This window comes from Sphingobium sp., from assembly GCA_023266575.1.
In the GTDB taxonomy this organism is placed as follows: Bacteria; Pseudomonadota; Alphaproteobacteria; order Sphingomonadales; family Sphingomonadaceae; genus Sphingobium.
On the sequence record JAHFPV010000009.1, the window covers coordinates 1 to 13124 of the forward strand.

At 64.0% G+C, this 13124-nt stretch carries 16 protein-coding genes, 1 tRNA gene and 1 other RNA gene; 9 read left to right on the top strand and 9 right to left on the bottom strand.

Going from position 1 to position 13124, the window contains the following annotated elements; genetic code table 11:
• Positions 1–399 precede the first annotated feature (399 nt).
• From Q0D44_RS10185 to rpsD, 4 genes are all read right to left on the bottom strand, one after another.
• Positions 400–475, bottom strand: a tRNA-Lys gene (locus Q0D44_RS10185).
• A 23-nt stretch (positions 476–498) separates the two neighbouring features.
• Positions 499–1029 carry a 2-amino-4-hydroxy-6-hydroxymethyldihydropteridine diphosphokinase gene (gene folK / locus Q0D44_RS10190; RefSeq protein WP_294136216.1) on the bottom strand — a complete coding sequence of 177 codons (531 nt, stop codon included), beginning with the start codon at positions 1027–1029 and terminating at the stop codon, positions 499–501.
• A gap of 44 nt (positions 1030–1073) precedes the next feature.
• Positions 1074–1301: a hypothetical protein gene (locus tag Q0D44_RS10195; RefSeq protein ID WP_294136219.1), complete on the bottom strand. Its 228-nt coding sequence runs from the start codon at positions 1299–1301 to the stop codon at positions 1074–1076.
• Positions 1302–1382: 81 nt separating this feature from the next.
• Positions 1383–1997 (bottom strand): 30S ribosomal protein S4, encoded by a 615-nt coding sequence (gene rpsD, locus Q0D44_RS10200; protein ID WP_006964269.1) that lies wholly within the window; start codon positions 1995–1997, stop codon positions 1383–1385.
• A gap of 213 nt (positions 1998–2210) precedes the next feature.
• Between rpsD and Q0D44_RS10205 the strand changes: the two genes are divergently transcribed.
• On the top strand, positions 2211–2507 hold the full coding sequence (locus Q0D44_RS10205; RefSeq protein WP_294136225.1) for a chorismate mutase: 297 nt from the start codon (positions 2211–2213) through the stop codon (positions 2505–2507).
• A 77-nt stretch (positions 2508–2584) separates the two neighbouring features.
• Here the strand turns inward: Q0D44_RS10205 and Q0D44_RS10210 are convergent, their stop codons facing one another.
• The 4 genes from Q0D44_RS10210 to rpiB form a co-directional block, all read right to left on the bottom strand.
• On the bottom strand, positions 2585–3664 hold the full coding sequence (locus Q0D44_RS10210) for a TrmJ/YjtD family RNA methyltransferase (RefSeq protein ID WP_294136228.1): 1080 nt from the start codon (positions 3662–3664) through the stop codon (positions 2585–2587).
• 76 nt (positions 3665–3740) lie between these two features.
• Entirely contained in the window at positions 3741–4199 is a 459-nt protein-coding gene (nrdR, locus tag Q0D44_RS10215; protein ID WP_294136230.1) for a transcriptional regulator NrdR, read from the bottom strand.
• A 131-nt stretch (positions 4200–4330) separates the two neighbouring features.
• Entirely contained in the window at positions 4331–5632 is a 1302-nt protein-coding gene (gene glyA / locus Q0D44_RS10220; protein WP_217672127.1) for a serine hydroxymethyltransferase, read from the bottom strand.
• Between the two features lie 11 nt (positions 5633–5643).
• Positions 5644–6081 (bottom strand): ribose 5-phosphate isomerase B, encoded by a 438-nt coding sequence (rpiB, locus tag Q0D44_RS10225; protein ID WP_294136236.1) that lies wholly within the window; start codon positions 6079–6081, stop codon positions 5644–5646.
• A 102-nt stretch (positions 6082–6183) separates the two neighbouring features.
• On the opposite strand from rpiB, the gene Q0D44_RS10230 reads away from it, so the two are divergent.
• Positions 6184–6375: a hypothetical protein gene (locus Q0D44_RS10230; protein ID WP_294136239.1), complete on the top strand. Its 192-nt coding sequence runs from the start codon at positions 6184–6186 to the stop codon at positions 6373–6375.
• 180 nt (positions 6376–6555) lie between these two features.
• Here Q0D44_RS10230 and Q0D44_RS10235 read toward each other — a convergent pair whose 3' ends face one another.
• Positions 6556–7212 carry an alpha/beta hydrolase gene (locus Q0D44_RS10235; protein ID WP_017184627.1) on the bottom strand — a complete coding sequence of 219 codons (657 nt, stop codon included), beginning with the start codon at positions 7210–7212 and terminating at the stop codon, positions 6556–6558.
• 152 nt (positions 7213–7364) lie between these two features.
• Between Q0D44_RS10235 and Q0D44_RS10240 the strand changes: the two genes are divergently transcribed.
• The 7 genes from Q0D44_RS10240 to Q0D44_RS10270 all read left to right on the top strand — a co-directional run bounded on the left by Q0D44_RS10240 (position 7365) and on the right by Q0D44_RS10270 (position 13030).
• Positions 7365–8474 (top strand): aminotransferase class V-fold PLP-dependent enzyme, encoded by a 1110-nt coding sequence (locus tag Q0D44_RS10240; RefSeq protein WP_294136261.1) that lies wholly within the window; start codon positions 7365–7367, stop codon positions 8472–8474.
• Positions 8471–9559: a cysteine desulfurase family protein gene (locus Q0D44_RS10245; RefSeq protein WP_294136263.1), complete on the top strand. Its 1089-nt coding sequence runs from the start codon at positions 8471–8473 to the stop codon at positions 9557–9559. The genes Q0D44_RS10240 and Q0D44_RS10245 overlap by 4 nt, the downstream gene beginning before the upstream one ends.
• Before the next feature lie 17 nt (positions 9560–9576).
• Positions 9577–9912 carry a 2Fe-2S iron-sulfur cluster-binding protein gene (locus tag Q0D44_RS10250; protein ID WP_217672132.1) on the top strand — a complete coding sequence of 112 codons (336 nt, stop codon included), beginning with the start codon at positions 9577–9579 and terminating at the stop codon, positions 9910–9912.
• A 2-nt stretch (positions 9913–9914) separates the two neighbouring features.
• Positions 9915–10889: an SGM family class A beta-lactamase gene (gene blaSGM / locus Q0D44_RS10255; RefSeq protein WP_294136267.1), complete on the top strand. Its 975-nt coding sequence runs from the start codon at positions 9915–9917 to the stop codon at positions 10887–10889.
• Positions 10890–10946: 57 nt separating this feature from the next.
• Positions 10947–11044, top strand: an RNA gene (gene ffs / locus Q0D44_RS10260) — signal recognition particle sRNA small type.
• 48 nt (positions 11045–11092) lie between these two features.
• Positions 11093–12703: a DNA polymerase III subunit gamma/tau gene (locus Q0D44_RS10265; RefSeq protein ID WP_294136269.1), complete on the top strand. Its 1611-nt coding sequence runs from the start codon at positions 11093–11095 to the stop codon at positions 12701–12703.
• Between the two features lie 3 nt (positions 12704–12706).
• Positions 12707–13030, top strand: a complete 324-nt coding sequence (locus Q0D44_RS10270) for a YbaB/EbfC family nucleoid-associated protein (RefSeq protein ID WP_119744209.1) — start codon at positions 12707–12709, stop codon at positions 13028–13030.
• Positions 13031–13124 lie beyond the last annotated feature (94 nt).

Below are 13124 nucleotides of genomic sequence, written 5' to 3' on the forward strand. Positions count from 1 at the left end.
ACAGGCAAAATGTTGTTAGCACACCCGGTTTTGCCACCAAATCCACGCCCAGCGATATCAGATACTTACCAGCTCACGTTCTCTGCGTGTTCCGCTGGCACTGTTCAACTTGGGCTTGACTGCTAATCGCTACGTCGAAGTCTACGCCATCCATTTCATTGGACAGCGTAATGATCTTATCGTCAAGGCGAGATTGGCTATTTGGCTGGAACTGACATATGCGATGCTTTTAGCCGAGAGTCAGGCGCTCTTCTGACCCATTATCTAATCGCTTCACAGTTGTATGGATTCCGGCAGTATTGCAGGCCGTGACCTACTGATCGATTGTCAGTAGCTCCCGTTTTCGGGCAATTCATGGAAGAGGCTCCATGATAAGTGCCTGATAAAATTGTATAAAAATGGTGAGTCCAGCTGGGTTCGAACCAGCGACCTACTGATTAAAAGTCAGTTGCTCTACCGACTGAGCTATGGACCCCCGATTGCTGAGGTGCGCTCGCCCTAAAGGGGGCGGCGGGGATGGTCAACCTCTTGTGGCATGGTTTGTCGGGCTTTTTGCAGGCGGGCGTCGAGGTGGCGGATCGTGAGGCCGGATCGGGGATCGCGCCAGGCGGGCGCGATGGCGCGCAACGGGGTCAGGACGAAATCGCGCGCGGCAAAGGCGGGATGGGGGATGGTGAGCATCGGGCTGTTCCAGACGCCGCCGGACCAGAGGATAATGTCGATATCGACGCTGCGCGCGCCCCAGCGGCGATAGCGGCGGCGACCGAGCGCCAGTTCGATCGACTGGAGCCAGGCCAGCATGGCGGGTGGTTCGAGCGGGCTTTGGACCAGCAGCGCGGCATTGGCGTAGCGGCGGCGGGACGGGCCGATGGGCGGGGTTTCGATGGTAGGCGACGTTGCCACGATCCGGGCGTGCTGCGCGATTCGCGTGGCGGCTTCGGCCAACAACTGCCGGGGCGTCAGGCGGGCGGACAGGGCGCGGTTCGATCCCAGGGCCAGCGCGTAGAGGTGAAGGGCTGTTTTCGCCATAGGGCTGCGCTTAACGAGGTGGCGGGCGCGTGCAAGCCCGGACGTCAGGACAGTGGTGTCCCGCCTTTGCCATTTTTCGCTGACGCCTTCATTTCCTCATACACGGCTTCGCGCGTATCGGCGTCCAGCGCCTCAAGATATCTGACGGCGTCCTTGTAGGTCAGGAAGGCCTTGCCATCGGCGATGATCGGCACGGTGCGACCATTATAGATCCGCCGCAGCAGTCGCCTTTGCGTTCGTCCGATCGGCGATGCGCTTTGGGTGTCGGTCATGTTTTGTCGTGGCGCCTTCTGCATGAAAAAGGGCGGCTCCTTGCGGGGCCGCCCTTTTTGTAACGCTTGGGTAGAAGCCGATCAGCGCGAATAGAATTCGACGACCAGATTGGGTTCCATCTTCACCGGATAAGGCACTTCGTCCAGCGTGGGGACGCGGACATAGGTGACCTTGGCGGCGCCATCGGGCGAGACATAGTCGGGGATGTCGCGTTCGGCCAGAGCCTGTGCTTCCATCACCAGCGCCATTTCCTGCGCCTTCTTGCCCAAGGTGATTTCGTCGCCCGGCTTCACCAGACGCGAGGCGATGTTGCACTTCACGCCGTTCACATAGATGTGGCCGTGCGAAACGATCTGACGCGACGAGAAGATGGTCGGCGCGAACTTGGCGCGATAGACGACGGCGTCCAGGCGGCGCTCCAGCAGGCCAATGAGGTTCTGGCCGGTGTCGCCCTTCATGCGGCTCGCCTCAAAATAGTTCTTCTTGAACTGCTTTTCGGTGATGTCGCCGTAATAGCCCTTCAGCTTCTGCTTGGCGCGCAGCTGGATGCCGTAATCGGACACCTTGCCCTTGCGGCGCTGGCCGTGCTGACCGGGGCCATATTCGCGCTTGTTCACAGGCGACTTGGGACGGCCCCAGATATTCTCGCCCATGCGACGGTCGAGTTTATACTTGGCGCTGGTGCGCTTCGTCATGGTATTTCCTTACAATAGCTAACGACTAAGCCCGCCCTGAAAGGATGAGCATCATTCCCGGTATCGCCTACGTCCGTTTTGCGTTTGCGCGCTCAGGGGCAGGGCCACCGCTTCACCGGGATGCGGGACCAATTGCGAAGGCGCGCCTATGGCCACAAGGGGGCTGCATGTCAACCCTCGACAGGGGCCTGGGCGACGCCTAATTGGCGGGGCATGAACCCTGATGATTATAGCAGCATGGTCGAGGTGCGGGCAGGTGTCGATGCGATCGACCGCGAACTGGTCGCGCTGTTGGCCGCGCGATTTGCCCATATGCGTGCCGCCGCCCGGATCAAGCCTGATCGCGGCGCTGTGCGGGACGAGGCGCGCAAGCGTCAGGTGATCGACCAGGCCTGCGCGGAGGCGGCGCGGGTCGGCGCGCCGGTGGAGATTGTGGGCGAGTTGTGGGAGCAACTGGTCGAAGCGTCGATTGCCTATGAGATGGCGGAGTTTGACCGGACGCGGGGTTAATTTGCCTGCGTTCGTTTCGAGCGAAGTCGAGAATGATGCGCTGAGTTCTCGACAGGCTCGAACCGAACGGGGATGGGTTAGCGTTCGCGCGGGCGGTTGAGGTGGGAGAGGACGCCGCGGAGCGTGCGCACCTCCAGATGGTTCCAGCCCGGCTTGGTCAGCAGGTTGCGCAGCGTCAGCCGGGTCGCGTTGGCGCGGTCGGGCGGGAAGAAATAGCCGACCTTTTCCAGCAATGTGTTGAGCTGCTCGATCATCCCCTCCAGCTCCACCTGCGGCGCGGGTTCGCCAAGGTCGGTGATGGTGGGTTGTTTCAGGTCAGCCTGTTTGGACCATTCATAGGCGCACAGGATGACCGCTTGCGCGAGGTTTAGCGACCCGAATTCCGGGTTGATCGGGACCGTGAGAATCTTGCGGGCTAGTGCGACATCCTCTGTCTCTAGCCCTGAGCGTTCCGGCCCGAAAATATAGGCGCAGCGGCCCTGTGCGGCGTGGATTTCGCGGGCGGCTTCCTCTGGCGTCACGACCGGCTTGGTGACGCCGCGCTTGCGCACGGTGGTGGCATAGACATGGGCGCAGTCGGAGACGGCTTCGGCGAGCGTTTCAAACACCTGCGCCTGATCGAGGATGAAATCCGCGCCCGCGGCCGATGGGCCGGCGTCCGGGTTGGGCCAACCGTCGCGGGGCGAGACCAGCCGCATTTCGGTGAGGCCGAAATTGAGCATGGCGCGGGCGGCCTTGCCGATATTTTCGCCAAGCTGGGGGCGGACTAGGACGATGACGGGGGGAGGGGTGGGGGCTTCGTTCATATCACCGTTCGTTCTAGGGTGGCCATCCAAACCCGTTCGGTTCGAGCCAGGGTCGGGCGTAGTCGAGACCCGTGGTCGAGAACGGGCTGCCTCCGATACCGCTGCCCAATCGCCCCTTATCAGAGCTTCCTTCTTCTTGCGCGACCAGTCCTTGACCTGGCGTTCGCGCTCCAGGGCGTCGATCCGGTCCGTGAAGGTTTCGCTAAATACCAGTTCGACCGGGCGTCGATCATGCGTGTATCCGGGAATGTCGCCCGACTGATGTTGGCCGATACGTCGTTCCAGATCGTCGGTATGACCGGTATAATAAGTCCCGTCGGCGCAGCGGAGGATATATATCCAGAAACTCATGTCGCGCGCTGTTCTCGACAAGCTCGAACCGAACGGGGGGAGGGTGCGGGCCTGGCAAATGGAGCTGGGAAGCCCATCACCCGCCCACTTCCTTCACCGTACTGGCAAATTCCTCGAAATCCTTGGCGTCGCTGAAGTCCTTATAGACGCTGGCGAAGCGGATATAGGCGACGCTGTCCAGGCGTTTGAGGCCTTCCATCACCAGTTCGCCGATCGCGCGGGCGGGGACTTCGCTGTCGCCGCTGGTTTCGAGCTGGCGCTGGATGCCGGAGATGAGTTTTTCGATGCGGCTGGGGTCGATCGGGCGTTTGCGGCAGGCGATGCCGATCGAGCGGGCGAGCTTGTCGCGCTCGAACGCTTCCTTGCGGCCCTCGCTCTTGACCACCCAGATGTCGCGCAGCTGGATACGCTCAAAGGTGGTGAAGCGCGCGGCGCAGGCTTCGCACTGGCGGCGGCGGCGGATGGCGTTGCCATCTTCCGTGGGCCGACTGTCCTTCACCTGGCTGTCCTCATGGGCGCAGAAGGGGCAGCGCATTCACATTCTCCCACAAGTTCCCCCCTCTCGCTTGCGGCAGGGGGCTAGGCGGTGGGCCTGTCCTAACGCTGCCTAAGCCGGACAAGGCCCCACCCCAACCACTCCCCTGAAGGAGAGGGGCGTCATGTTGCTCAGTAAATCGGGAAGCGGCTTGTCAGGGCCAGCACCTTTTCGCGCACATGGGCTTCGACCTGGCCGTCGCCTTCGTCGCCGTTGCGCTTGAGGCCTTCGACGACCTGCGCGATCAGCTGGCCGATCTCCCGGAACTCCGCTTCGCCAAAGCCGCGCGTGGTGCCGGCGGGGGTGCCGAGGCGTACGCCCGACGTCACGAACGGGCTGGCGGTGTCGAAGGGCACATTATTCTTGTTGCAGGTGATGAAGGCGCGATCGAGCGCCTTTTCCGCCGCCTTGCCGGTGGTGTTCTTCGCGCGCAGATCGACCAGCATCAAGTGATTGTCGGTGCCGCCCGACACGATCGACAGGCCAGCGTCCGCCAGCGTTGCGGCCAGCGTCTTGGCATTGGCGACGATCTGGTGAGCGTAAGCCTTGAACTCAGGGCTGAGCGCTTCCTTGAAGGCCACGGCCTTGGCAGCGATGATGTGCATCAGCGGGCCGCCCTGCATACCGGGGAAGATGGCGCTGTTGATCTTCTTGGCGATCGCTTCGTCGTTGCAGAGGACAATGCCCGACCGCGGGCCACGCAGCGACTTGTGGGTCGTGGTGGTGGTGACATGGGCGTAGGGGACGGGCGAGGGATGCGCGCCGCCCGCGACCAGGCCGGAGAAGTGCGACATGTCGGCGAGCAGATAGGCGCCGACTTCGTCGGCAATCTCGCGGAAGCGCGGGAAGTCCCAGACGCGCGAATAGGCGGTGCCGCCGCAGATGATCAGCTTTGGCTTGCACTCGCGGGCGATGCGGGCGACTTCGTCCATGTCGATCAGATGATCGTCGGCACGCACGCCGTAGGGGACGGGGTTGAACCATTTGCCGCTCATATTGACCGGCGAACCGTGGGTCAGGTGGCCACCCGACGACAGGTCGAGGCCCATGAAGGTATCACCCGGCTGGAGCAGCGCCAGGAATACGGCCTGGTTCATCTGGCTGCCGCTGTTGGGCTGGACGTTGGCGAAGTTCGCGCCGAACAATTGCTTGGCGCGCTCGATCGCCAGCGTTTCGACGACGTCGGCATATTCGCAGCCGCCATAGTAACGCTTGCCCGGATAGCCTTCGGCATATTTGTTGGTGAAGATGGAGCCGGCTGCTTCCAGCACCGCTTTCGAAACGATATTTTCGGACGCGATCAGTTCGATCTTGTCCTGCTGGCGCTTCAGCTCGTTACCAATCGCGCCGAAGATTTCCGGGTCCGCGCTGGCGAGGCTTTCGCTGAAAAAGCCGTCCTGACGGATGGCGGGGGCGAGGGTGTCGATGCTCATCTGGATTCCTTTCAGAGCGCGGGATGGGAGAGTTTTTCGACGCGGCCGCTATGACGGCCTCCGCCAAATTCCGTGGTGAGAAAAGCGGTGACGCAGGCCTTGGCCATGTCCACGCCGGTGAGGCGCGCACCCATGGCGAGGACATTGGCGTCATTATGTTCGCGGCTCAGCGCGGCAGACAGCGGTTCGCCGACCAGCGCGCAGCGGCAGGCCGGGTTGCGATTGACCGCGATGGAAATGCCGATGCCTGATCCGCACAGCGCGATGCCGCGTTCGGCGTCGCCGGACGCTACGGCTGTCGCCAGCTTGTAACCATAATCGGGATAATCCACCCGGTCGGCCGTGGCCGGACCAAGGTCGGCGACCTCATGCCCTTCGTCGCGCAGCCACTGGGCGAGTTCCGCCTTCAGATCGATAGCGGCATGGTCGGATGCAATGGCGATTTTCATATGGAATGCGTCCCTTCACCACGGGGGTGATTCGTTCCCGCGCCTCATAGGGGGTGAGGGCGGCAATTGCCACCTTGGACCGCCGCCCTTATGGGAAGGGGCATGACAGGCACGATTTTATCTATCTTGATGCTCGCCGGGCTGCTGCTGACCGGCGGCGGGCTATATGTGATGCTCAAATTGCGGGATCGCAAGCGGGGCGCGCTGATGATTATCGCGGGGCTGGTGATGTTCGGTAATGTGGCGATCACCGCGATTCCGGGGCCGGATCTGCCGGGGCTGGAGCAGCGCTGAGCCGCAAGGGCAAGGCCGACCAAGGGGCAAACGGCCTGTTTTAACACCGTTCGGGCTGAGCGAAGTCGAAGCCCTGCACTGAGCGAAGCGAAGTGGCTTCGACTGCGCTCAGCCAAGCCCTTCGACTTCGCTCAGGGCGAACGGGCATAGGGAGTGGATGCCCCTTGCCTCCCACTATCCTCAGCGGATCGGCGAGTCCGGGGACAGGCGCATGTCGAGATAATTGTCGACCGACTTCATCAGCTGGTCGAGTTCATGTTCGAAGAAATGGTTGGCACCACGGATTTCGTCGTGGTGGATGGTGATGCCCTTTTGCGTGCGCAGCTTGTCGACAAGTTTCTGCACGGCGCTGGCGGTTACGACTTCGTCCGAGGTGCCCTGCACGATGATGCCCGATGAAGGGCAGGGGGCGAGGAAGGAGAAGTCGTACATGTTGGCGGGCGGTGCGACCGAGATGAAGCCGCGGATTTCCGGGCGTCGCATCAGCAACTGCATCCCGATCCATGCGCCAAAGGAGAAGCCCGCGATCCAAGTGGTCTGCGCTTCGGGATGGAAGCTCTGGACCCAGTCGAGTGCGGCGGCGGCGTCGGACAGTTCACCGATGCCATTGTCGAACGTGCCCTGGCTGCGGCCCACGCCGCGGAAGTTGAAGCGCAGCACGGCAAAGCCGCGCTTCACGAAGGTCTTGTAGAGCGCTTGGGTGATGCGGTCATTCATCGTGCCGCCGCCCTGAGGGTGCGGGTGCAGGATCATGGCGACCGGCGCACGCGGGCGGGGCGGGGGGCTGAAGCGGCCTTCGAGGCGACCTTCGGGTCCGGTAAAGATTACGTCGGGCATGGCACCTGTTATCGTTATGGCCACCGAACACCTATGTCAGGTCGGCGGGCGGTGGCAAAAGGACGCGCGCCGCGCCAGAAGCTGGCGCTGCGCGGCAGACCGCCTATATAGAAGCCGCCGCCATTTCCGCAATCAATGAGTAGCATCGCATCGTGGCTGCCGACCGCCTCTATCTAGACCATGCCGCGACCACGCTGATGCTGCCCGCCGCCAAGGCGGCAATGGTCGATGCGCTGGAGTGCTGGGCCAACCCGTCCAGCCCTCATGCCGACGGGCGCGCCGCGCGCGCGACGCTGGAGCGGGCGCGGGCGCGGATCGCCGAGGCGTTGGGGTGGCGGGGGCATGTGGTCTTTACGTCCGGGGCGAGCGAGGCGATTGCGATTGGGCTGACGCGGGCAAAGGCGGCGCGGGTGGTGACGTCGCCGGTCGAGCATGATTCGGTGTTGCGGGTGACGGAGGGCGCGGAGCGGCTGGCTGTGGATGGGGATGGATGCGTTTTTATGCTTCGTCATTCCCGCGAAGGCGGGAATCCATCTCCCACCTTGTCGCCAGCCGTAACACCGGAGATGGATCCCCGCCTTCGCGGGGATGACGGAGTTATGTTTGCCGTACAGCACGTCAATAATGAAACGGGGGTGATCCAGCCGCTCGATGGGCTGGAGCGGGGCGGGGCTTTGTTGTTTGCTGACTGCGCCCAGAGTGCGGGCAAGCTGCCGCTACCCGACGCGGACATGATCGCGATCAGTGCGCATAAATTTGGCGGGCCGCCGGGTATTGGCGCGCTGCTGGTGCGTGATCTGGGGTTGCTCCACGCCGGGGGCGGGCAGGAGCAGGGCTATCGCGCGGGGACAGAGAATTTGCCGGCCATATTGGCGATGGCAGCGGCGCTGGAGGCGCGTACGGATTGGTTGCCCGATGCGGCGCGGCTGCGGGCGCGGGTGGATGCGGGTGTCGAGGCAGCGGGGGGGCAGGTGGTTGCGCGCGATGCGGCGCGGATTCCGGCCATTGCCAGCTACCGGATGCCGGGCCTGTCGGCGCGGGCGCAGCTGATCCAGTTTGATCTGGCGGGGATTTCGGTGTCGGCGGGCAGTGCCTGCTCGTCGGGATCGCTCAAGACCAGCCATGTGCTGCACGCGATGGGCTGGGACGAGGCGGCGGCGAGCGAGGTGGTGCGGGTGAGTTTCGGGCCGCAGACGAACGAGGCGGATATCGAGCGGTTCCTGGGGCAGTGGGTCGCCATGGCCGCGCGGGTGCGGCGATGATCTATCTGGATTATCAGGCGACCACGCCGCTGGCCCCGGAAGCCTTTGACGCGATGGTGCCGTTGTTGCGCGACCAGTTTGCCAATCCGCACAGCGCGCATCGGCCTGGCCGGGCTGCCGCTGCACAGGTGGAGGTGGCGCGGGAGGAGATTGGTCGGTTGTTGCCGGTTGGTGGGCGTTTGCTCTTTACGTCCGGGGCGACCGAGGCGCTGAATATCGCGATACAGGGTGCGCCGTCGGGGGACATCGTGACGATCGCGACGGAACATGCCGCGGTGCTGGATACGGTCGAAGCGTTACGCAGGGCGGGGCGGACGGTCACGGTGTTGCCGGTCAAGAAGGACGGTATCGTCGACATGGATGCCGCTGCGCAGGCGATCCGTCCGGGTGTCGCTTTGGTGGTGGCGATGCTGGTCAATAACGAGATTGGCGTGATCCAGCCGGTCGCCGCACTGGCCGATCTGGCGCAGGGGGCGGGTGCCCTGTTCCTGTGCGACGCGGTGCAGGGCTATGGCCGGGTGCCGATCCCGGACAATTGCGACATGGTGGCGATCAGCGCGCACAAGATTCACGGTCCCAAGGGTGTCGGCGCATTGTGGCTGCGCGACGGGGTGACGCCTGCGCCGCTGATCCATGGCGGGGGGCAGGAGGGCGGCTTGCGATCGGGCACGCTGTCGCCCGCTCTGTGTGCGGGGTTTGGCGTGGCGGCGCGGTTGATGCGGGAGCGGGCTGAGGCTGATCGCGCGCATGTGGCGATGTTGGCTGGGATGGCGCGTCGCCTGTTTGCCGACTGGACGATCAATGGCAGTGTGGAGGCGCGCTATCCAGGCAATCTGAACCTGCGCCGGGACGGGATCGACGGGGCGCGGCTGTTGTCATATTGCCGCAATATTGCTTTTTCGTTGGGAAGCGCTTGCGCAAGCGGGTCCGGGCGGCCTAGCCATGTGCTGCGCGCACTGGGCCTGACAGACGCACAGGCGCGTGGATCGGTGCGGATCGGCTTTGGCCGCTACACGACAGCGACCGAACTGGAGAGCGCTGCGGAGGCATTGAACAGGGCGGCAGCCGAGCAAAGGGCGCCGTGACAGGGAGCGTCGCGTCAATGACCAGGATCATTTTCATCAGCGCCGATGGCGAGCGACGGCAGGAAGTCGACGCGCCGGCGGGATCGGTCCTGCTGGATGTGGCGCAGGCGGCGGGCCAGCCGTTGGAAGGAACATGCGAAGGTCAGATGGCCTGTTCCACCTGCCATGTCATCGTCGATGCGGCGGACTTTCCGCGTCTGCGCCGGGCGAGCGAGGATGAGGAGGATATGCTGGACCTGGCAGCCGCTGCCACGCGCACCAGCCGCCTGTCCTGCCAGATCGTGCTGGCCGAAGGGCTGGAGAGCCTGACCGTCCGTATTCCGTCCGAAGCCTATAATATGCAGGGCATGTGAGCATGATCGTGCGCCGAGCCGTTCGTTTGGCTGCGCTGGCTGCTATAATGTCTCTCACTGTGCCGACGCTGGCCGCGCCAAAGAAGAAGGTGCCGGAGCCAGTGCCGACCGGGCGGCTCGATTCTCTGATGCCGCCGCCACCGCGCTATCTGGTGCCGCAATCGGCGCTGGCGTCGGTGCGCAATCCCAAGACGATCGAGGAGGAAACCGGCGGGCGGCTGGGCATCGCGCTGGTGGACAGCAAGGGCGCGCTGATCCTGGGGTTCAACCGCGACGAGCGGTTTGCGCTCTGTTCGACCTTCAAGGCGCCGCTGGCTGCTGCCGTGCTGATCGGCGCGGAGGGTGGCAAGTTCGGGATGGAGGGAGAAATCCCCTTCGGCAAGGACGACATCCTAGATTACGCGCCGGTGGTGAAGAAGAATAAGAAGCGCGGCCGGATGAGCATGGCCGAACTGGCGCAGGCGGCGGTCGAGGTGAGCGACAATAGCGCAGCGAACCTGCTGCTGCCGATGCTGGGTGGGCCGGAGGGGCTGACCGCCTTCATGCGCGCGCATGGCGATGGCGTCACCCGGCTGGATCGCAACGAACCGGCATTGAATGAAAATGCGCCCGGCGATCCGCGCGATACGACGACGCCAGCCGCGATGGCGGGGCTGATGGGGCGGCTGCTGTTTCGCGACATGCAGGGTAAGAGCGCCGATACGCTGCGCGGTTGGCTCAATGCCAGCAGCACCGGCGACAAAAGGATCAAGGCGGGCCTGCCCGACGGCTGGACGTCGGGCAGCAAGACCGGGACGTGCGGCACCGCCTATAATGACGTGGCGCTGGTGAAAGCACCGTCGGGCGAGGAATATATATTGGCGGTCTATCTCGATCGCCCGACCGTGGACGCCAAGGCTGCGGAAGCGGCGATTGCGCAGGCGGCGCAGGCGGCGCTCGATTTTCTGGCCAAGGCGCAGAAGAGCGGGCTGGACTGACGAACGGATGTGGTGTGTGGCCCCTTGCCATCCCCATCCTTCTTCGCCATATGCCGCGCCGGGAGTCGGGCGGACGAGGTCGTCGCCAACCTGGTCAGGTCCTGACGGAAGCAGCCACAGTGATTTTGCCGCGGGTCGTTCCGGCTCCCACCTTCCCATCATCCCGCTTCGACAATAGCCATCCAAACGGCTAGACAATCCCCATGTCCGATTCCCCCCAGCCCTATCGCGTCCTTGCGCGCAAATATCGGCCGCGCAATTTCCGCGAGCTGATCGGCCAGGACGCGATGGTCCAGACGCTGGGCAATGCGATCAAGCGGGGGCGGCTGGCCCATGCCTTCCTTATGACAGGGGTGCGCGGGGTCGGCAAAACGTCGACCGCGCGGCTGATCGCCAAGGCGCTGAACTGCATTGGCGAGGATGGGCAGGGCGGGCCGACGATCGACCCTTGCGGGGTGTGCGAACCGTGCCGCGCGATTGCCGAGGGGCGGCATATCGACGTGGTCGAGATGGACGCCGCCAGCCATACCGGCGTCGATGATGTGCGCGAGATTATCGAGGCGGTGCGCTATGCCGCTGTGTCGGCGCGCTACAAGATCTACATCATCGACGAAGTCCATATGCTCTCCAAAAATGCGTTCAACGCGCTGTTGAAAACGCTGGAGGAGCCGCCCGCCCATGTGAAATTCCTGTTCGCCACGACCGAGGTGAACAAGGTGCCGGTGACGGTGCTGTCGCGCTGCCAGCGGTTCGATTTGCGCCGGATTCCGGCCGAGTTGCTGGCGGGGCATTTCGCCCATGTCGTGGAGGCCGAGGGCGTCGCGGCGGATGCGGATGCGCTGTCGCTGATCGCGCAGGCGGCAGAAGGGTCTGCGCGCGACGGGCTGTCGATTCTGGATCAGGCCATTGCCCATGCGGAAATGGGTGAGGGCGAGCCGATGGTCACTGCGACCCAGGTGCGCGACATGCTGGGCCTGTCGGATCGCGGATCGGTACGCCGGTTGCTGGGGCTGCTGCTGGAGGGGGATACCGCCGCAATGCTGGGCGGGGTGCGCGATCAATATGCGCTGGGGGTCGAGCCGCTGGCGCTGATGCGCGGGCTGCTGGAACTGGTCCATGCAGTGACGCTGGTGAAGGCGGGACGCGACATTGCCAGCCCCGGCCAGTCGGCCGAGGAGCGCGAGGCGTTGGCCGACTGGGCTTCGCAACTGGGCTTCGCGCCGCTGCACCGGTTGTGGCAGTTGCTGCTGAAAGGGCATGACGAGGTGGCGGGCGCGATCCTGCCGATCGAAAGCTGCGAAATGGCGTTGCTGCGGGTGATGCACGCGGCGACCATGCCCGATCCGGGTGAACTGGCGCGGCTGCTGCGCGAAGGCGGGCCTGTTGTCGCTGCGCCATCGGGGGCGGTTGCTGCGGCTCCGATGACTGGCCCGGCGGCGAAGCTGCCTGCGAGCTTCGAGGACTTGATCGAAGCGCTGTGGCAGAAGGGCAAGGGGCAGCTGGCGCAGGAACTGCATGATTGTGTCGGGCTGGTCCGCTATGCGCCGCCGGAAATCGACTATCGCGCGACGCCGCAATTGCCGTCCGACTTTGCCGCGCGCCTGACCCAGGCGTTGCGCGAGATGACCGGCAGCGGCTGGCGCGTGACGCCCAGCGACGCGGCGGCGCAGCCGACCTTGCTGGAGCGCGAGGAAGCGGCCAAGGCGGCAGCCCGCGCCGATATATTGGAAATTCCGGTGGTCAAGGCGGCGATGGCCGCTTTCCCCGATGCTGCGCTGGTCGAAACCGACCAGCCGGAACAATGGAGTGCATGACGCATGAAAGATTTGAACGAAATATTGGGCATGGCCACCCGCGTGCAGGAGGAACTGCAACGCGCGCAGGATAATCTGGACAAGCTGGAAGTCGAAGGCGCGGCAGGCGGCGGACTGGTCAAGGTGCGCGCGTCGGCCAAGGGGCGGATCATCGGCGTATCGATCGACGAGACGCTGCTCGCGCCGTCTGAAAAACAGATATTGGAGGATCTGGTCACCGCCGCCTTCAACGATGCGCGCAAGAAGGCCGATGAGGTCAGCAATGCGGAAATGGGCAAGATGACATCCGGCCTGCAACTGCCGCCCGGCTTCAAGCTGCCATTCTGATGGGTGTAGGGCCGTTGCTGGCCCGCCAAAACCCGATAAACCCCGGTTCATCGTTGCGGCATTATGACAAGTGACGATTGATTGGTGCGACGGG